Source organism: Pseudomonas fluorescens (genome assembly GCF_004683905.1).
In the GTDB taxonomy this organism is placed as follows: domain Bacteria; phylum Pseudomonadota; class Gammaproteobacteria; order Pseudomonadales; family Pseudomonadaceae; genus Aquipseudomonas; species Aquipseudomonas putida_A.
In genome coordinates this window covers 5,953,546-5,971,719 of the sequence record NZ_CP038438.1, presented here as the reverse complement: position 1 = coordinate 5,971,719, position 18,174 = coordinate 5,953,546, and the positions used below count along the sequence as shown (strand labels likewise).

Annotated in this window: 18 protein-coding genes; 12 read left to right on the top strand and 6 right to left on the bottom strand. The window is 58.6% G+C overall.

All coding sequences use genetic code 11. The annotated features are described in order from the left end of the window. Window positions 1–48 precede the first annotated feature (48 nt). The 11 genes from E4T63_RS27710 to E4T63_RS28595 all read left to right on the top strand — a co-directional run bounded on the left by E4T63_RS27710 (window position 49) and on the right by E4T63_RS28595 (window position 10,611). Window positions 49–834, top strand: a complete 786-nt coding sequence (locus E4T63_RS27710) for a hypothetical protein (protein ID WP_245223411.1) — start codon at window positions 49–51, stop codon at window positions 832–834. A 46-nt stretch (window positions 835–880) separates the two neighbouring features. Beyond that, complete coding sequence (locus tag E4T63_RS27705; protein WP_135296962.1) at window positions 881–2,248, top strand: lysozyme inhibitor LprI family protein; 1,368 nt, start codon at window positions 881–883, stop codon at window positions 2,246–2,248. A gap of 204 nt (window positions 2,249–2,452) precedes the next feature. Next, the gene (locus E4T63_RS27700) at window positions 2,453–3,847 is read left to right on the top strand and encodes a TIGR01777 family oxidoreductase (protein WP_135296845.1); all 1,395 of its coding nucleotides are present in this window, start codon (window positions 2,453–2,455) and stop codon (window positions 3,845–3,847) included. Between the two features lie 9 nt (window positions 3,848–3,856). Then, window positions 3,857–6,307 (top strand): alpha/beta fold hydrolase, encoded by a 2,451-nt coding sequence (locus E4T63_RS27695; RefSeq protein ID WP_135296844.1) that lies wholly within the window; start codon window positions 3,857–3,859, stop codon window positions 6,305–6,307. 68 nt (window positions 6,308–6,375) lie between these two features. After that, on the top strand, window positions 6,376–6,831 hold the full coding sequence (locus E4T63_RS27690; RefSeq protein WP_167797108.1) for a hypothetical protein: 456 nt from the start codon (window positions 6,376–6,378) through the stop codon (window positions 6,829–6,831). A gap of 4 nt (window positions 6,832–6,835) precedes the next feature. Next, on the top strand, window positions 6,836–7,207 hold the full coding sequence (locus E4T63_RS27685) for a hypothetical protein (RefSeq protein WP_135296843.1): 372 nt from the start codon (window positions 6,836–6,838) through the stop codon (window positions 7,205–7,207). An 18-nt stretch (window positions 7,208–7,225) separates the two neighbouring features. Then, complete coding sequence (locus E4T63_RS27680; protein ID WP_135296842.1) at window positions 7,226–8,074, top strand: tetratricopeptide repeat protein; 849 nt, start codon at window positions 7,226–7,228, stop codon at window positions 8,072–8,074. A 2-nt stretch (window positions 8,075–8,076) separates the two neighbouring features. Beyond that, a complete protein-coding gene (locus E4T63_RS27675; RefSeq protein WP_135296960.1) occupies window positions 8,077–9,150 on the top strand; it encodes a tetratricopeptide repeat protein in 1,074 nt (357 codons plus the stop codon). A gap of 60 nt (window positions 9,151–9,210) precedes the next feature. Then, the gene (locus E4T63_RS27670; protein ID WP_102356290.1) at window positions 9,211–9,651 is read left to right on the top strand and encodes a hypothetical protein; all 441 of its coding nucleotides are present in this window, start codon (window positions 9,211–9,213) and stop codon (window positions 9,649–9,651) included. A gap of 227 nt (window positions 9,652–9,878) precedes the next feature. Continuing rightward, complete coding sequence (locus tag E4T63_RS27665; protein ID WP_064589829.1) at window positions 9,879–10,412, top strand: N-acetyltransferase; 534 nt, start codon at window positions 9,879–9,881, stop codon at window positions 10,410–10,412. A gap of 37 nt (window positions 10,413–10,449) precedes the next feature. After that, window positions 10,450–10,611, top strand: coding sequence for a hypothetical protein (locus E4T63_RS28595; protein ID WP_167797088.1), 162 nt, complete (start codon window positions 10,450–10,452; stop codon window positions 10,609–10,611). Between the two features lie 114 nt (window positions 10,612–10,725). Here the strand turns inward: E4T63_RS28595 and E4T63_RS27660 are convergent, their stop codons facing one another. Beyond that, window positions 10,726–11,097: a DUF6124 family protein gene (locus tag E4T63_RS27660; protein WP_027610398.1), complete on the bottom strand. Its 372-nt coding sequence runs from the start codon at window positions 11,095–11,097 to the stop codon at window positions 10,726–10,728. Between the two features lie 518 nt (window positions 11,098–11,615). Here E4T63_RS27660 and E4T63_RS27655 point away from each other — a divergent pair. Then, window positions 11,616–11,999: a helicase gene (locus E4T63_RS27655; protein ID WP_135296841.1), complete on the top strand. Its 384-nt coding sequence runs from the start codon at window positions 11,616–11,618 to the stop codon at window positions 11,997–11,999. A gap of 246 nt (window positions 12,000–12,245) precedes the next feature. On the opposite strand, the gene E4T63_RS27650 is transcribed toward E4T63_RS27655, so the two are convergent. The 5 genes from E4T63_RS27650 to exbD all read right to left on the bottom strand — a co-directional run bounded on the left by E4T63_RS27650 (window position 12,246) and on the right by exbD (window position 18,169). Then, window positions 12,246–13,646, bottom strand: a complete 1,401-nt coding sequence (locus tag E4T63_RS27650) for an aminoacyl-tRNA deacylase and HDOD domain-containing protein (RefSeq protein WP_135296840.1) — start codon at window positions 13,644–13,646, stop codon at window positions 12,246–12,248. A gap of 79 nt (window positions 13,647–13,725) precedes the next feature. Beyond that, window positions 13,726–15,801: an ATP-dependent DNA helicase RecG gene (recG, locus tag E4T63_RS27645; RefSeq protein WP_135296839.1), complete on the bottom strand. Its 2,076-nt coding sequence runs from the start codon at window positions 15,799–15,801 to the stop codon at window positions 13,726–13,728. Between the two features lie 9 nt (window positions 15,802–15,810). After that, complete coding sequence (locus tag E4T63_RS27640) at window positions 15,811–16,740, bottom strand: hydrogen peroxide-inducible genes activator (protein WP_027610401.1); 930 nt, start codon at window positions 16,738–16,740, stop codon at window positions 15,811–15,813. A gap of 254 nt (window positions 16,741–16,994) precedes the next feature. Further along, on the bottom strand, window positions 16,995–17,744 hold the full coding sequence (locus E4T63_RS27635; protein WP_135296838.1) for an energy transducer TonB family protein: 750 nt from the start codon (window positions 17,742–17,744) through the stop codon (window positions 16,995–16,997). After that, a complete protein-coding gene (exbD, locus tag E4T63_RS27630; protein ID WP_007962355.1) occupies window positions 17,741–18,169 on the bottom strand; it encodes a TonB system transport protein ExbD in 429 nt (142 codons plus the stop codon). The genes E4T63_RS27635 and exbD overlap by 4 nt, the downstream gene beginning before the upstream one ends. Window positions 18,170–18,174 lie beyond the last annotated feature (5 nt).

Genomic DNA, 18,174 nt, shown 5'->3' with positions numbered 1-18,174 from the left:
TCGCCGGTTCCTATTGCGCCTAGGAAAAATCAGAAAGATATTAAGTTAATGTTGGGTGATAAGCCGTACACACAGTTTGAGCGCTCATGGAAGGTCATTGATTTAGCATGGCTTCCCAATGAAAAAGGGGCTGTCGAACGATTTGTGATCTCCGCAGAAACAATTTCAGGCATGTTGCATGTCATCGTGTTTGAAGGGCATTTTGATGCGGCGATGATTGCGTACAGGGGTAATTTATATGAGTACGTTGATCGCAACGACAGGCCGGTATTGCACACGATTGCGAAAGATATCGGTTTTGACGGTGCTTTGAGTTTGGGTTCAAACGACGAAGGGAAAAGATTCGCGGGAATCTTGGATGGGGCGTTTTACTATCGACAGCAGCTCTCCAAGAATCAGCTGCGGGGGATGGTCTATAAGCTCGGTTCAAAATCTCCGCCATTGGAAAGCAGTTTGCTGTTCCAGCAGTGGCCAAATACTGATGAAAATGCTGTTAGTGGTTTGACATTCGGTTGGGGTGGTGAGTATGGAAAATTGCAAGCGTACTACTCGCACACCCCAGGGTATGAAACGATAGCGCAGGCTGGTCGGCTCGAGGCTGGTTGGAATATATATGCTCCGATTTGGAGCAAGTCACGGCCGACGTTTTATTTCAAGAATGGTGATGAAACTATTTGGCGTGCCAATGTTGCGGATAAGACGTTAACAAAAATTGCGAAGGCTAGTGATGAAGGAATGATCCAGAATCCTACCCCTGTCGATATTAATGGGCGCGAAGCAGTCGTTTATCTGAATGGATCTACTCTGAAAATGGCTATCTCCCTTGAAGAATAAGCACGACTTTAAAATACACTTTCGCAAAATATTGTTGGAATTTGCCTTGAGTAAATATCTTATTCCGGTGCTTCCCACCGTGCTGATTGGTGGTTTATCTCTGTTGGGGGGACATGCATTTGCTGACGATGCATGTGCCGATATCACTACGAACTCTCAGAGGGAAAGATGTTCTGTGAGTGCCAAGGTTGCTGCAGATAAACAGTTGAATACCAGTTATCAAGAACTGATGGTTCGGCTCGAGGGTGGGTATCAAACCGATCCAGTTCTTGCGGCGAGCCAAAAGTCAATGGTTCAGGAGGCTCAGCGCGCCTGGATCAAACTGCGCGATACCGATTGCCAGGTCGATGCGTTGGAGACGGAACCGGGCTCTTCGGCGCATGTGTCAGCGGTGAACAATTGCATCGCCAGTATGAGTCGCGACCGTTCAGTGTTTTTGGACAATATCGCGTCCGATACCGGGAGTGGCCCGACAATTGGACGTGGCTCGTGCCCTACGCAAGACTTTGCACAGTTTCTTCCAGCATTCTCCGCTAATGTCGAGTCGCAGAAGCGACTAACTGCGCAGGCCGTGAAGCTGCTGGTATTAAAGGGGACGTCGGATATAGGGCGGATTGTGACTTACGTTACTGCGGAGGTGGGACGCGATATGGCGTTTCCCTTAATGGTGGCTGTGCCCGATGGGAAAGTGGAAGGAATAGAGATCGAGAAGGTGGATGACCGCCACGTTAACGTTGTGGATAAACGCGCCGGCAACAGCAATATCAAGATTTTCAACTTTTCGCGGAAGTCCTGCTGGACGCTTGATGGGGTTGAGGACTGGTCGATTCCTGATAAAGAGCTTTCTGTAGCCAGTACGCGGAAAATGAGTCGTGCGGAGAATTTCTGTTGGCAGCGCGGACAAGGATTTGCTGGCTTGGGCGGCCTTGAGCAATACCGGCTGACAGGAGAACTTTTTGAGGCGACTTTGGAAAATTACCTGTGCGCGGCCGCTTCAGGCGATCCTATATCCAGTTCGGCTGCGGCTGGGCTGAGTCTGTCGGGTATGGCCCCGCAATTGGAATACGGCAAAGTTGAGGCTCTTTTCAAAGCAGCAGCCGTTGATTCACCGAGCGGTGCTGAGTCGTTGGCTGGCTTCTATTGTTTTGGCAATGAATTGGCCGGTTCAGGACCCTGCCAGCGCCCGCTGGACGTTGAAAAAGAGTTGATTCGTGCTACCACCATGGGATCAACGCACGCATTCGTTTCGTTAGGCGATTATTGGAAAAGCGGCGATCTAGGAAAGAAAGATACTCCTCGCGCCTTGGCCTGTTATCAGCTTGCTGCCGACAAAGGTAACGACTCGGGCATCAATGCGATTAAGCGACTTCAGTCCGAAGTGGCCGAACCGATAGTGGCCAGCAGCTGCTTTTAGTGCGGTTAAGTGAAGAAGGGCGTTTATAGCGCCCGACGCCTTTTCACCTCGATGTGATCAAACGCGTTCCACCACCATGGCTAACGCGTTTTCATATGCGCTGAGCCAGAATCCGCAGCGCTTGAACGTTTAATACTTGAGCATCTGACGACCGCGATTTTCCTTTAAACTCCCCACCCCCAAGGAATGCGCTCAGGACACGGAATGCCAGCCCCCTCGATCTCCCTTCGCCCCGCGTTAGTACTCTGGCTATACGCCGCCTCAATCGTGCACATTCTCGCCGGCCTCACCCTGACTTGGGCCGGTCACTCCGGTTTACTCGACGGCTATTTGCACACCCTCGAACTCGCATTCTGGGGCGCCGACGCAGTACCCGCTGCCGGCCACGAACAACAAGTCTGGTGGCTCGCGCTGTTCGGCGCGACGCTGCAAAGTTATTCGCTGTACATGCTCGCGCTGGTGCACTTGGGCAATCGCTTGAAAGCCCCGGCAGTTTGGGGCTGGTTGATCGCGGGCATCCTGTTATGGGCGCCTCAGGACATGTGGCTCTCAGCGCAACAACAGGTTTGGTCGCATCTATGGCTAGATGGTTTTGCATTGCTGGTGTTGGTGCCGCCGTTATTCTGGCTGTATCGACATGACCGCCGAAAATCTCCTTCAGTAAAGACTCCGAGCCAATCCAACCCGTTTGCCGGCGGCGCTTTCAATCGTGTGCTGATCACTGGCGGCACCGGGTTTATCGGTGAAGCCTTGGTCAATCAATTACTCGACGCGGGCCACTCGGTCAGCGTCCTGACACGCGATCCGTTGAACGCGGCCAATCTATTCAACGGCCGCGTCCGCTGCGTGCATTCGCTCAGCGAACTCAGCCGCGACGAAGCCTTCGACGTAGTGATCAATCTCGCCGGAGCACCCGTCGCCGGCCCACGCTGGAGTCCCAAGCGTCAGGCGCAACTGCTCGCCAGCCGAGTCGGCACCACCGAAGCGTTGATGACCTGGCTGAAGAACACCAAGCAAAAACCAACGCTGTGGATTCAAGCCTCGGCCATCGGCTTCTACGGCGTGCGCGATGCCAGCGAAAGCCTCGATGAACACGCCAGCAAGGGCGACGGTTTCATGGCCGAACTCTGCGCGCGTTGGGAAGCCGCCGCGCAACCGGCCACTGAGTTTGGCGTGCGTCAGGTGGTGCTACGCCTCGGCGTGGTCTTCGGCCCGGGCGGCGCGTTGACGCCGTTGCTGCTGCCGTTCCGCTTGGGCTTCGGCGGGCGCATGGGCGATGGTCGGCAGATCATGAGTTGGGTGCATCGCGATGATGTGCTTCAGGTGATCGCAAGGGCTTTCGATGACGACAGTCTGCGCGGTACCTACAACATGGTGGCGCCGGAAACGGTCAGTCAGGCAGCGTTCGCCGAGCAGGCCGGCAAGGTCCTCAAGCGTCCGGTGTGGTTCCATATTCCCGCCGCGCCAGTGCGTGCGCTGGCAGGGGAGATGGCGCAGTTGTTCTTTGACGGTCAGCGCGTGGTGCCGCAGCGTTTGACCGAGGCTGGCTACACGTTCCGTTATCCAACCCTCGACGCCGCTCTGCGCGACCTGACCTGAGGATCGCTCATGAGCAAGCCCTTGATGTACCTGTTGGCCGGCAACGGCAGCGCCGCCGATTGGTGGGATGACGCGCTGCCGCACTTTCAGCGCTACGACGTCATGCCGCTGGAGTTGCCGGGTTTCGGCACCAATCCGCAGCCGCCCTGTGAGGATCTGGCGGACTACGCGCAGACCTTGCTGGCGATGACACAGCAGGGCAGCGCGATCATGGCGGTCGGGGTCAATGCGTTGCTGGTGTTGCATGCGTTGCAACGTCGGCCGGGGCACTTTTCCCGCAGCGTTTTGTTGGCGCCGGTCGGTGCGTTTCTGTGGCAGCGGCGGTTGCCTGCACTGATGTCGCCGCTGCCGATTCGCAAGACCATTCACTGGTTGCTCTCGAACAAACCCACGCTGTTCGCCCGCAAGTTCTCCAACCAGACCTGGACGCCCGCGCAGTACCAGCGCATGGGCGCCGGTTATGCGCGCTGCCGTGCGTTTGTGCCGCACTGGGATCTGATCCGTGCCGACACCGCGCTGCCATTGCTGGAGTGGATCACCGATCCGGTCGAGCTGGTCTGGGGCGATCAGGACGCTGTGCTCGGCATCGAGCAAGCGGCGGCGTGGTCGGCGATTCTCGCTCGCGCTGATCTGACTATCAGCCTCAAACCCGGTTGGGGCCATTACCCGTGGATCGACTCGCCCGCGCAGTTCGCGCAATGGCTGGAGTCGGGCGAGCGCGGGTTTGTTGCGCACACCAAGGGCGGGCGTTTGCGCCTGGCTGAACTGGCGCGGCAAGCGGTGCCGGCGGCGCTGACGCTCAACGATTGCAATGATCCGCGTCTGCCAGCATTTCTCGCTGCCCAACCCGACGTGACCTGGGCGGTGCGCTCCTCCAGTTATGGCGAGGATCAGGCCGATTCGGCAAATGCCGGTTTGAGCACAACCTATCTGCGCGAGCCGACCGCCAATGTGTCGAAACGCATCGCCGAACTGACGGCCGAAGGCGTCGAAGAAGTGGTGGTGCAGCGCTTCATCACCCCCGTAGTTTCCGGGATCTCGTTCGTGCGCCATCTCTCGGTAGAACTGGAATGGGTTGAAGGTCATCTCGAATCGTTGGCCGACGGTCACGTCAGCCCCTCACGAGCAACGCTTTCGCGACTCGGCGATGCGTGGCGCAGCGGCACGTTCACGCCGTCCCACGGCTTGACCGAAGACCTGCTGTGGCGCTTTCTGCAAGACGTGTTGCGCGTGTTCCACTACGTGCCCGGCGACGTCGAATGGGCCTGGGACGGCTCGCAACTCTGGCTGCTGCAATACCGGCCGATCAGCGATTACGGCTGGCGCCGGCACCTCACCGCCGCGAACATCGCCGAGATCCTGCCGCCGCAACCGAGCGTGCTGGTCGAGTACGCCCAGCGCCGAGCCGCTGCGAGTATCCCGGCGATCATGGCGCGCTGGGATGCGCGAGTGTTACAGGACAACGAGCCGTTCACTGCTGTGTTCGGCGGCGCGTCCTACATCAACAACGATCTGTTTCTCGCCCGGTTGGCCGACTGGGGCATCAGCGCGAGTAACTACGCTGGTGAAGTCGGTGGCGCGACACCACATCTGCCATGGCAACCGCTGAAGATACTGCGTTCGTTGCCATTGTTTTTGCGTATGCAACGCAAGGCTCGCGGGCATTTGCTGAACCTTGAAAACGGTTTGCAGCGCTTCGATCGGGAGCTGGCCGAACTGGTCGCCCAAAGTGCCAATGGCCAACAACTCGCGGACTGGTTCACCCGGTTCTACGTGTTCGTGGTGCAAGGCAATCTGTGCATCGCCACGGCGCTGGCCAGCAGTGGCGGCGACTGGCTGGGCCGCCCGCCGACCGCGTACGACAATCTGGAAAACAGTCCGCATCGATTGCCGTGGGAGACCGACCCGGCCACCCCGCGACCCGCGTCGAGCGAACTGCCGCTACAGCCATTCCCGCAATGGTCCGGGCTGATCCGCCTCGCGCATTCGACCGGCCTGCCGGGCCTGCGCGGCTACTACCTGCAAGTACGCGAGTGGTACCGCGACAACCTGATGCGCATCTTCTTCCGTCTTCACCACGCCATGCCCATGGCGGATCGCGAACATTGGTTCGCGCCGCATCCCGACGTGCGCACCCGCGACGGCAGCTTCTGGCAGGACGGTCGCGAAGGTGCGGAGCAGGCCACCGGTTTCATGATTTATCCGGGGCAAGTGCAAGGCATTCTCGGCGTGGACATTTTGTTGGAAGACACCCTAGATCCGGGGCGGCATGCGCACTATCAAGCAGCACGAGCGGTGATTGCGCGTATGGGCGGGCGGTTGTCCCATGGTTCGACGTTGTTGCGCGAGTTGCGCAAGCCGTCGGCGGTGATGCCGCAGGTGGATCCGGCGTGGTTGGGGTGTGAGGTGTTGTATCGGGATGGTGAACTGGAATTGATGAATTCGAAGGATACGAAGTGAAACGACGGTTGTTGCGTATGAACTGGCTGTCACTGTTAGCGGGCTGTCTCTTGGCAATTTCAACCGCCATGGCCTTCGCTGCAGATCCAACCTTCAAGGATTACACCGTCACGCCAGTTTTCAACGGCCCCAACCATAATCTGGTGCCGCAAGAAAACAGCAGCCCAATGATGGACCAAGCGCGGGCACAAGCCCTGAAAGGCAAGGTCAACTTCGCCGGCCATTACATCCTGCACAGGCTCGGCTGTGGCGGTAGCGCCATTTGCGGCGAAGTGCTGGACGCCCAGACCGGTGAAGTAGTTGGCGGTCTGCCGAATGCTTACGACGGCAGCACTTTTGGCATGGTTTACCAGCCAGATAGCCGCTTGATCATCGTCTCCGGCATCACGCTCGACGGCGAAGAAGATGCGCAGGGGAATGCGTTGGAAAGTGGTAATCGGGATCGTTACTACGAGTTTGTGAACAATGAGTTTCGGCTGCTGAGCATGACCGACGTGGAATCGCCGCCGATGGATGAGGAGTGAGTGGATGAACCGGTTTTTCATTCGGCCTGTGCTGATTGCGCTTTCGCTATTACCTCATTCACTGACCGCGACTGCCAGCGAAGGGAGTTGCTACGGCTACCTTACTGAGCTTGTCAGGAGCAGCGATTTTCCGTTTCGTTATGTCGGCAAGGACAAGGTCAATTTGCTGATCGATGAGGACGACGGTGAAGTAGTGCGCGCTCAGCTGTTTTTCGACACCGACGGCACCGGCACGATTGGCTGGATCAAATACACCCCGGCTACCCGTGTATTGCTCAATAGCTCGGCGGAGTTGGAGGAGCCAGTGGCATTGTCATTCGATGCCAAGTTTGCGGACGGCTATGCAAAGTGCCTGACAAAACAAAAGGCCGGCTAACGGCGAAAAGGATTAGCTATGGCCAGCCTTAAGTGGGTGTTGATGATCGGCAGTTTGTTCAGCGCTGCCAATGTCTTTGCCGTTGACCCGCCAATAGTGGGAGCCGCCGGAAACACCGTTACGTTCCAGGCAAAAAAATGGACAACGCCCGTCGTGGAATCTACGACCGCCTGGTTCACCGCGAATGGACAAACGTTCCCCTTGTTCCATGCCGGCATTGGTGCTCAGGCCTATCCCGAGTGGCTCAGCCCTGACAAAAAATTTCTACTGGCGACTGCGGTGGAGTACGGCGTTGTCATAGGTGAGAACGGCGAGGAAATAGCGACATCACAGGGACATTGCGATGTGATCTCGATGGAAACCGGTTGCGTACTTGCTGAGACTTACGAACGGTTTTGTGAGGGTAAATGGGTGGGTAATCAATGGGTTTCTGAAGAGGGCGGGGTACTCAATCCTGTCTTGGAGACTAAGCCACCAAAGGACCTTCTGAAAAATTCTTCGAGTATTAAGCCTGCGCAGTCCCGAGCAGAGTCCATCGAATGGAGCCTGAGCTTTTTAAGCCCGGAATCCTATATGGCGTGTCATCCCCCGGCGCAAAATGTTCAGGCTTACAACGACCTCGGTTTTTATCTGGCCGAGGGCGGTAACGATGAGTTGGCAATGAAGTTTTATCGAGGCGTTGAAGCTGTCGGCAAACGCACAGTGCTGATGCTGAACATGGCTGATTCGCTGTGGCGACTTGATCGGCAAGAGGAAGCGCAGCGGTATTACCGCGAGTACCGCGACGCGATGAGTGCCGCCGGCAAAGCGCAGAAGATTTCGCAACGCGTCGTTGAGCGATCTGAAATTCAGGGAATGAAACAGTGAATATGTTCTTCCGCTTTATCGTGTTGAGCCTTGGGCTTTTATCCACTTCCTACGCATTTTCTACCCCGCAAGTCCTCAAGGAAATTCCTGCGAGTTTGCTGGGTGATGCATCACGGCAGAACATATTCGTTCTGGCAGGAGACGCGGACGAGGCCTCTAACCGGTTGTTGATTGCGCCGGTACAGGCACGTGATGAGGACATATTGCTCGATACGTCGAAGGCGCTGCCTCTGATCAAGAGTCAGTACTCGTCTGCGCTTCAGGGTGTCTTCAGCGTCCATGTACTCAAAGGTCGCCCTGGCGTCATGACCGTCATTGATCCACAGGCTGAGGAAGCTGTGGTCAAGCAGCCGTTCGTTGAGGCTGGGGATTACATCGCGCTAGTAACCAGCGAAGAAGATAACGCGGTTTATAACTTCAACCTGTTGTTCGCCTTCAACAGAGGTTCAAAGCAGTTTGAGCTGAAAGCTCTCCTGGAAGTGGCGAACAACGACTCCTGTGACCGGTCGCTTGTCAGCGTAGTGGAGTTGCCGGTGCAGACATTGGGCCCCATCACTCTCGCTTCTTTCGATGGGCGTGAAGCGCTGCAGAAGCTGCAGGTTGCTCGTACTGGCAGTATTAAGGGCGTGAGAAAGAAATTGATGACCGTCGATTCGGCTGATTTGCTGGATATGGCGCTGGCAGCCTACCGAAAGGGTGATGACTCTTCCTTCAAGGATACGATGAGCTACGCGTTGATGGGCGGCGGCTCGCATGACACTTGTCCCCCGGAAAGCTATATCGTCGCAAAGTACTACTACCCGCAGCGTCCCGGCTGGTCCAACGACCTTGGGTTTTTACTGGGCGAGGCGGATTACTACGCTGAGTCGATTGAGTTGCTCAATGCAGTGATTGCCAACCACCCAAACAGGACGGTTGCTTATCTGAATCTCGCTGACAGTTATTGGGCCCTGAACGATAAAGAGCGGGCGGTGGCGGCATACAAGCAATACTCATCGCGAATGTCTGAAGCGGGGAAGGCTTCGAAGATCCCGGCGAGGGTGGGTGAGCGCCGCGCTTTGGCGCCCGAGGCGTGATCAACGCTCGTTGAGTTGCTGTAGATGTGTTTTCTGATACCTCATGAAACCGCTAAAGGAATGTTCGGTTTGAAATTTTTGCCTGCGTTTATTTCTGTGCTTCTTCTAATGCCACTGGCTGCGCACAGTGAAGTTTCTACACAGGTAAGGTGCTTCCGCTCGCTGGAAGGCAAAAATATCGATTTTGAATTCAGAACCTATTACGACGCGGCCGCCAAATGGAGCGGCGCAAGTGTCAGGTATAGCAAGTCGAAGAACGCCATTGCTCTGGTTCATCACCGAACCGAAGAATACGTCATGACGGAGGACGGCCCCTACGAATTCACGACGACTTGGGTGGAAGTTTCAGACGGTGCAGTGACAGGGCAGTATGTCATTGCAACGCAAGGCGCTCGGGTGAACTCAATGCGTTACACGAATTACAAATCCGGAAAACAGTATTCGTTCGATGAAGACTTCAGCATCGAGGCCTCCCCAGAGACGGGTTGTCAGTGGGGATAAAGTCTTGAAGAAAGGGGACCTAACGTCCCCTTTTTTACATCCACAAATCTCGTTACGGCGTAACCAATCTCACCCGTCCTGCCGATGAACGATGGCGTAAGTGGGCTGAGGCTAAAGGGCCGCGGATTGCTCGGACCAGATAATCAATGTCAGGGTATTTCTGTTGATGTTCAAAAGCTTTCAAACGCCGTTACTCTCTCGACCTTGAAAATTGCCAGTGGTTGTCCATGTCCAAGAGTCGAGGGAACGGGTATCGCTACCAGATCTGGAGATCTGAGGCGCGTAAGGCAGCGGAAGCCCTGGCGCGCGAGAACCAGAACCTCATAACCAGAGGTATTGATACAACTCAAATTCGATATGAGCCCATTACTCTTGCTGCCATTGAAGCCGCCGATCTGTGGGGGGATGAGGCTACGCTATACCCATGGCATGACGTGCATCAATGGAAGCAGGCTGACATCCGAGGCTTTGATGTCTCGCTTTGGTTCGACCGGGAATTATGTGGGTTGTGTTATGCCTCACCTCGCAAGAGCAAGCTGTGCATCAAGATTGTGATTCTGGAGGGCAAGCCGGACAGATCTCATCCGTTGCGAGGCACCGTGGCTGCTTTGGCGCTAACCGCGATTGAAAACTACGCGATCTTAATAGGTTGTACGGAAATTGAAGTTCAAGAACCAGCCGCCGCTGCTATACCGTTGTATGAGAGTTTAGGGTTTGGCTTTGATCCGACGGGCCGGCTTGTTATTGGGGTTGAGCGGTAATACTATCCAGTCAAATTTCGAGACCCGAGAGGTTTCCATGAAAAAGTCCAAACATGAACCCAAGCCTATGATGGCTGCCCGGTTCCAGGCCGAAGCTCGTGAGGTTTTGGCCAAACGTTCCGGTAAGCACAGCCGCTTTCTGGATGTCGCACTGTCCAAAGGCAGTGATTTCGAGCCTGTCGGTCGACTGGCCGGCTGAAGGTTTCGGATTCTCGAAAAAGCTGCCTGATTGGCAGTTTTTTTGTGTCTGGATTTTTTACCGATAGGTGCAGAAAGGGGACTTAACGTCCCCTTTTTTCATCCGCAAATTTCGCTAGGACTTGGCTGCCAGGTTCCGCACTTCAATATGGTCGAGCGTCCCTTCCACCATCAATCGCACCCCATCCGCCATTCTGCTCAGGGCCAGTGCTACCGAGCGGCGGGAGCCGTGGAGGTCGTCGGCGAGGTCGCAGGCGATGGCGCTGATGGACAGGAGGTCTTCGGAGGCGTTGGCCATCAGGGCTTCGGCATCGGTGCCTGGGGTGAGGCTGAAGAGGCCGGTTTCACGTTTGGGTTGGGATTCGGTGCGCGGTTTGAAGTGGTGGTCGAGGGCGCGTTCGGCGGCTTCGTGGAATTTCTTGGATTCAAGCGATTCGTAGGGCGATATGTCTGGGGTTTCGGGGGGATTGGGTGTTGGTTTGATCATTCGGTCTTACTCCAGTTTCAGGAGCCGACACCGTTTCGCTCGCACTTCGAAAGTGGTGGCAGCTGTGCATAGGTGTGCAAGACCGGTGGAGTCACCCGGCAGACCCGAAGGCCTCCCATACACAGCAGCCATAACGATCCGCGAGCATAGGAAAACGCTCGGCGAATTGCCATAACCAATGTGGACTCCCGCCGGACTTGCACGTCCGTATCACCAATTCGTGGTGACCTATTGAGGCTATCGATGAACCCTCATCCTGCCTAGTTCACGCACAACACCACGCCTTGCAGGAAATTTCCCATAGGTTTGCAGGCCGGAAGATCAAAAGATCGCAGCCTTCGGCAGCTCCTACAGGGATGTGTTTCAACAGGTGTAGGAAGTGGGATGCAGAAGCGTGACTTGGCGGTCATCGTGCGGGAAATGGTCTGCATCATCTTCCAATAGCGGCCGATAGTGGCGTTATCGTCTGAATCCCTTACACTGCCCCGGCCGTTCATTTTCCTTTTGAGGCTGTGCGCATGAAATTTCGTTTTCTTCTGTGGATGCTGGGTCTGTTGATGGGTAAGGCCAGCCGGACAAATCCTGCGTTCCAGCAGCAGTTGGGTGACAAGGATCTGGTGTTTCAGCTGCAAACGCTGGACGGGAAAGTGGCGCGGCATTTCGTGGTGAAGAATCAGCGCGTTACCAGCAAGTCGGGTGTGGTGGCGGAGCCGGCGTTTGCGATTGCGTTCAAGGATGCGGGTTATGCCTTTGCCACGATGCAGGCGAAGAACAAGCAGCTGGCGTTTATGCAGGGGATTCAGGACAAGTCGATTCAGCTGAAGGGGAATCCGGCGCTGGTGATGTGGTTTCAGGGGTTGATGAAGTATTTGAAGCCGAGGAAGGCCAAGCCTAAGGCCTGAGAAGATGGGCTGTCGTGGCGAGGGGATTTATCCCCGATGGGCTGCGCAGCGGCCCCAAAACCTGAGACCTCGATATAACTGACACACCCTGTTGGCTGGGTTTGCGACTGCTGCGCAGTCGGTCGGGGATAAATCCCCTCACCACAGGTTTTGTGTCAGGCAGGTAAATTGAGTTGGATTCTTCGCGAGCAGGCTCGCTCCCACAGGGATTTGTATAAATCCTGGGGGGAGCGGGCCTGTTTTGGTTCAGGCCTGGCTGAATTGCGAGGCCAGTTCGCGCAGCAGGACTTCGGCTTCGAGGACTTTGCTGACCACGTCGTTGGCTTTGTCGCGGGTCAGACCGACGCGTTCGAGCAGGGCGTCGGGGATGTCTTCGTCGGGGCCGGAGCCGATGCCGCGGCTGCGCAGCAGGCGCACGGCCAGGCAGACGAGATTCGGGTATTCGGCGTAGGCGCCGTCGTAGCTTGGGTCGTGCTGGAAGCGCAGGGCGGTGGCCAGTTCATCGGGCATGTCCCAGTAGCGCATCAGCCACGAGCCGATCTGTTCGCGGCTGATGCCCAACAGGTGCTGCTCGATGTAGCTGTGGCACAGGTGCGGGTTGACCTCCAGGTGGCGGCAGATCAGTGAGAAGTGCGGCGGGAACACGTGAGCCAGCAGCAGGTAACCGAAGTTGTGCAGCAGACCGGCGAGGTAGGTCAGGCCGGCTTCCGGGCGCTGGGCGCGCGGCATGGCGCGGGTCAGGCCTTCGATGACGGCGGCGGTGTAGATCGACTGCTGCCAGTAAGGCGTGGTGTGTTGCGGGTGGTCTTTCGGCAGACTCAGGGTCTTGCCGAGGGCCAGGCCCAGGGCGAGGTTGATCACCAGATCGAAACCGAGCACGCGAACGATCGCGTCTTCCACCGAGCGGATCTTGCCCGGCGAGGCGTAGTACGGCGACGCCGCCCAGCTCACAACCTGTGCGGCCAGCGCTGGGTCGGTTTCGACCACGCCGGTGATGTCGTCGATGGTGGCGTTGGGGTCGACGCGCAGCTTGATGATTTTTTGCGCCGTCTCGGCCAGAGGCGGAATCTCGATGGTCGCTTCCAGACGCTGCTGAATCCGGCGTGCAGTGAACGCCTGCACGGCCTGGGTGATTTCCTCGCGGTCATCGTCCGGGCGGTCGAGGTTCGGGCGGATGCTGCTCAGGGCTTCGCCGAAGTTGGCGGCGCTGGCCTTGGTCAGCATGCTCTTGAAGGCTTCGCTGGTGATTTCCAGCAGCAGGCCCGGCTCGCCGGAGTTGATCAGCAGCTTCTGTTCGCGCAGCAGGCTTTCTTCGTAGAGACACGGCGAGCTGGTCAGCGCCGGCAGGCCCGGCAGCAGGCTCAGGCTGTGTTTGCCGAGCATCTTTTCCAGGCGCTCGGTGGACACGGCGGTCAGGCGTCGGCCCGTGAGTTCGGCGAGGCGATTGAGGTCCAGCAACTGGCTCTGCGGAAACAGCACCATCAGCGCGCCGACAGCATCGTCCAGCAACACGGCTTGTACCTTGCGCGAAGCGTTGAGGCCGTGGTGGTCGAGCACTTCTTCGTAGGCGATCCCCAGCTTGCCGAGCAGCAGCCGAATTACAGACGGCGCGTGCGGGAGTTCGGGGGCGAGAGCTGCGTCAGTCATGGTCTGTATCCGTTTTTGAAACAATGGCAGGAGTATAACCAGCTCTGTAGGAACGATCCTGCACAAACTGCGACGGTGCTCACACTTGGCCGTATTGCTGCCCGTGACGCAGCCAGCGGTCGAGCAATGGGCTGACGTGAGTCGGCCAGCGTTCCAGCAGCGCTTGCGCGGCATCGCGTACGGCGGGCAGCAGATCGGCGTCGCGCATCAGGTCGGCGACTTTGAATTGCAGCAGACCGGTCTGGCGCGTGCCGAGCATTTCGCCGGGGCCGCGCAGTTCGAGGTCTTTTTCGGCGATGACGAAACCGTCGTTGGTCTCGCGCATGATGCCCAGGCGCTGGCGGCCGATCTGCGACAGCGGCGGATGGTAGAGCAGCACGCAATGGCTGACCGCGCTGCCCCGGCCAACCCGGCCGCGCAACTGGTGCAACTGTGCGAGGCCGAGGCGCTCGGGGTTTTCGATGATCATCAGGCTGGCGTTGGGCACGTCGACGCCGACTTCGATCACGGTGGTGGCGACCAGCAGTTGCAGGTTGCCGGCCTTGAATTCGGCCATGACCGCTGCTTTCTCGGCAGGCTTCATGCGCCCGTGGATCAGCCCGACTTTCAGCTCGCCGAGTGCGGCGGTGAGGTCTTCGAACGTGGTTTCGGCGGCCTGACAGGTCAGCTCTTCCGACTCTTCGATCAGCGTGCACACCCAGTAGGCCTGACGCCCTTCGGCGCAGGCGCTGCGCACCCGTTCGATGACTTCGACGCGACGGGTGTCGGTGACCAGCACGGTGTTGACCGGGGTGCGACCGGGCGGCAGTTCGTCGAGGATCGAGGTGTCGAGATCGGCGTAGGCGCTCATCGCCAGCGTGCGTGGGATCGGCGTGGCGGTCATGATCAGTTGGTGCGGACACATGCGCCCGCCGACGCCTTTCTGCCGCAGCGCCAGACGCTGCTGCACGCCGAAGCGGTGTTGTTCGTCGATGATCACCAGTGCCAGATTCTTGAACTGCACTTCGTCCTGAAACAGCGCGTGGGTGCCAACCACCATCGGCGTGCCGCTGGCGATCTGTTCCAGTGCGGCGACGCGATTTTTGCCCTTGAGCTTGCCGGCCAGCCACGCCACGTCGATGCCCAGCGGCTCGAGCCAGCGCTTGAAGGTGATGAAGTGTTGCTCGGCGAGGATCTCGGTCGGCGCCATCAGTGCGACCTGATAACCGGCCTCCAGTGCTTGCAGTGCCGCGAGGGCGGCGACCACGGTTTTTCCCGCGCCAACATCGCCCTGAATCAGCCGCAGCATCGGTTCGTGCTGGCTGAGGTCGTAGGCGATTTCGTTGCCCACGCGTTGTTGCGCGCCGGTCGGGTTGAAGCCGAGGTTGGCCAGGTATTTCGGCGGCAGGTTTTTCGCCTTCGACATCGCTGGCGCGCGCAGTGAACGCATGCTTTCGCGCAGACGTTGTTGCGACAGTTGATGGGTCAGCAGCTCTTCGAAGGCCAGCCGATGCTGGGCCCAGTGATGACCGAGGGCCAGCTCATCGACATCGGCGTCGGCGGGCGGGTTGTGCAGGTAGCGGATCGCGTCGGCCAGCGGCGCCAGTTGGTAGTCGCGGGCCAGTTCGGTCGGCAGCCAGTCGGGCAGGGTGTTTGGCTTGAGCAGCGTCAGGGTCTGCATGCACAACTGGCGCAGGCGCTGTTGGGTCAGGCCTTCGGTGAGCGGGTAAACCGGGGTCAGGGTTTCATCCACCGGCGGCGGTTCGTCACCGGTGATGGCGCGGTATTCCGGGTGGTAGATTTCCAGCCCCGAAGCGCCGGGCCGCACCTCGCCGTAGCAGCGAATCCGCGTACCGCGCTTGAGGCCTTCTTTCTGCGCGTTGCTGAAATGGTAGAAGCGCAGACTCAGTCCGCCGGTGCCGTCCTGCATGCGCACCACCAGGCTGCGACGCCGGCCCATGACCACGTCGGCGCCGCTGACGGTGCCTTCGACCACGGCGTCCTGGCCCGGTCGCAAGTGGCCGATCGGCACCACGCGGGTGCGATCCTGATAACGCAGCGGCAGGTGAAACAGCACGTCCTGGAGATTCTCCAGGCCGACCTTGGCCAGTTTCTCGGCCATGGCTTCGCCGACACCCTTGAGTGCGGTGACCGACACCTGCGACAGCTCAGTCATGACGCTGGCTTAACCGGCCGTGACCGGTGCGGCGGGCTTGGCCACCGAGCACAGGCGAACGGAGTCGGCGAGGATCTCGATGGCTTTCGGCCGTGGGAAGCTCGCGCGCCAGGCAATCGCCACGGTGCGGAATGGCACCGGCGCCGACAGCGGGCGTACTTCGATCACGCCCGGGGCGTAGTGGTGGCTGTCCACCGCTGACAGCGGCAGGATCGAGATGCCCAAACCGGACGCGACCATGTGGCGGATGGTTTCCAGCGAGCTGGATTCCACCGTGGTGTGCTTGGCGCCGTCGTTGCCCTTGGTCAGGGTCGGGCAGGCCTCAAGCACCTGGTCGCGGAAGCAGTGGCCTTCGCCGAGCAGCAGCAGGCTCTTGTCGTTGAGCAGGGCAGCGTCGATGGATTCCTTTTGCGTCCACGGGTGCTGGGCCGGCATCAAGACGTAGAACGGCTCGTCGTACAGCGGCAGGGTCAGCACGTCGGCTTCGTTGAACGGCAGGGCGATGATGATCGCGTCGAGCTCGCCATTGCGCAGTTTGTCGCGCAGCACGTGGGTGAAGTTTTCTTCGATGTACAACGGCATCTGCGGGGCGACCCGGTGCAGTTGTGGAATCAGGTGCGGGAACAGGTACGGCCCGACGGTGTAGATCGCGCCGACTTTCAGCGGGGCGGTCAGTTGGTTCTTGCCGGCCTGGGCCAGTTCACGGATGCCTTGGGCCTGCTCCAGGACTTTCTGCGCCTGGGCGACGATGCCTTCGCCGACCGGGGTCAGGCGCACGGCGCTTTTACTGCGCTCGAAAATCAGCACACCGAGTTCGTCTTCAAGTTTTTTCACGCCCACCGACAGGGTCGGCTGACTGACGTGGCAACGCTCGGCGGCGTGGCCGAAGTGCTGCTCTTGGGCGAGGGTAACGATGTAGCGTAATTCTGTGAGGGTCATAGCAAGCGTCCATGAAGTTGCGGGCCAAGCATAACGGCTGCAATCGATAGACGCACGTTATCAGACTGAGTGAGGAATGCGACACCGGGCAATGTGAGTTTGCCGTTGCCAGATAGGCAAAAGGCACCTTTCGGTGCCTTTTCGATCTCACTGTCGACCCTGTGGGAGCGGGCTTGCTCGCGAATGCGGTGTGTCAGATACATGGATGTCGACAGACACGACGCTTTCGCGAGCAAGCCCGCTCCCACAATGGATCAGCGGCGTTTATCCAGCGAGTACACAAACGGCGCGACAATTTCGATCGAGCCGTTGTTGAGCATGTCGGCCGGTGGCTTGGGCAGCGGTTGTGCGCGGCGGATCATTTCCAGGGTGGCCCGGTCCAGATCGGCGTTGCCCGAGCGGCCCACCAGTTCGAACGACAGCACATTACCTTCGGCATCCACCACGAAACGCAGACGGTTCAGGCCTTCCTTGCCCCGTGCCTGTGCGCTTTGCGGGTACTTTTTGTACTTGCCCAAGTGCGCGAGCAGGGTGTTTTGCCAGCTGGCCTTGGCGGCCATTTGTGCGGGCGACGGTCCCGGTGCCGGCTGGGCGGATTTCTCCGTCGGGGCCTGGGTCGGCTGCGTCTCCGCCGGTTTTTCCTCGGAAGGTTTTTCCTTCACCGGTTCCGGTTTTTTCTCCACCGGTTTGGGCGGCTGCGGTTTCGGCTTTGGCTTGGGTTTGGGCTTCGGTACGGCAATCTCGGGCTTGGGTGCTTCAGCCAGTTTCGGAATCGGCAACTCTTCGACCGGAGCCGGTGGCTGCGGCGGTGTGACGACTTTCGGCGGAGCAGGCGGTGGCGGGGTCGGAACCGGTGCCAGCTCAACCATCATTGCCTGCGGCGGCAGTTCGATGGGCGGGCGGGCGGTCCAGTTCAGCGCCAGCGCGATGGCCAGCGCGTGAACGCCCAGCACCACGGCCAGGCTACCGCTGTAACGCGTCAGCTTATGGCGCGTCGTGATCATTTCTTGGCTGCGCTCTCGAGGCCCACCAGACCGACCTTCAGGTAACCGGCCGAGCGCAATTTATCCATCACGCTCATCAGGTCGCCGTAGTCCACGCCCTTGTCGGCCTGGAAGAAGATGGTGGTGTCTTTTTTGCCCTGGGTCTTGGCGTCGAGCACGGCGCCAAGGGTATCGGCATTGACTTCGTCGTCGCCGATGTACAGGCGCTGATCAGCTTTAACGCTGAGGAACACCGGTTTCTCCGGGCGCGGCGCCGGTTTGGCGGTCGAAGCAGGGAGGTCGACTTTGATGTCCACGGTAGCCAGCGGCGCGGCCACCATGAAGATGATCAGCAGTACCAGCATCACGTCGATGAACGGCGTGACGTTGATTTCGTGGTTCTCGGCCAGATCGTCGTCTGCGCCTTCTTTCAAATGCAGGCCCATGGCCG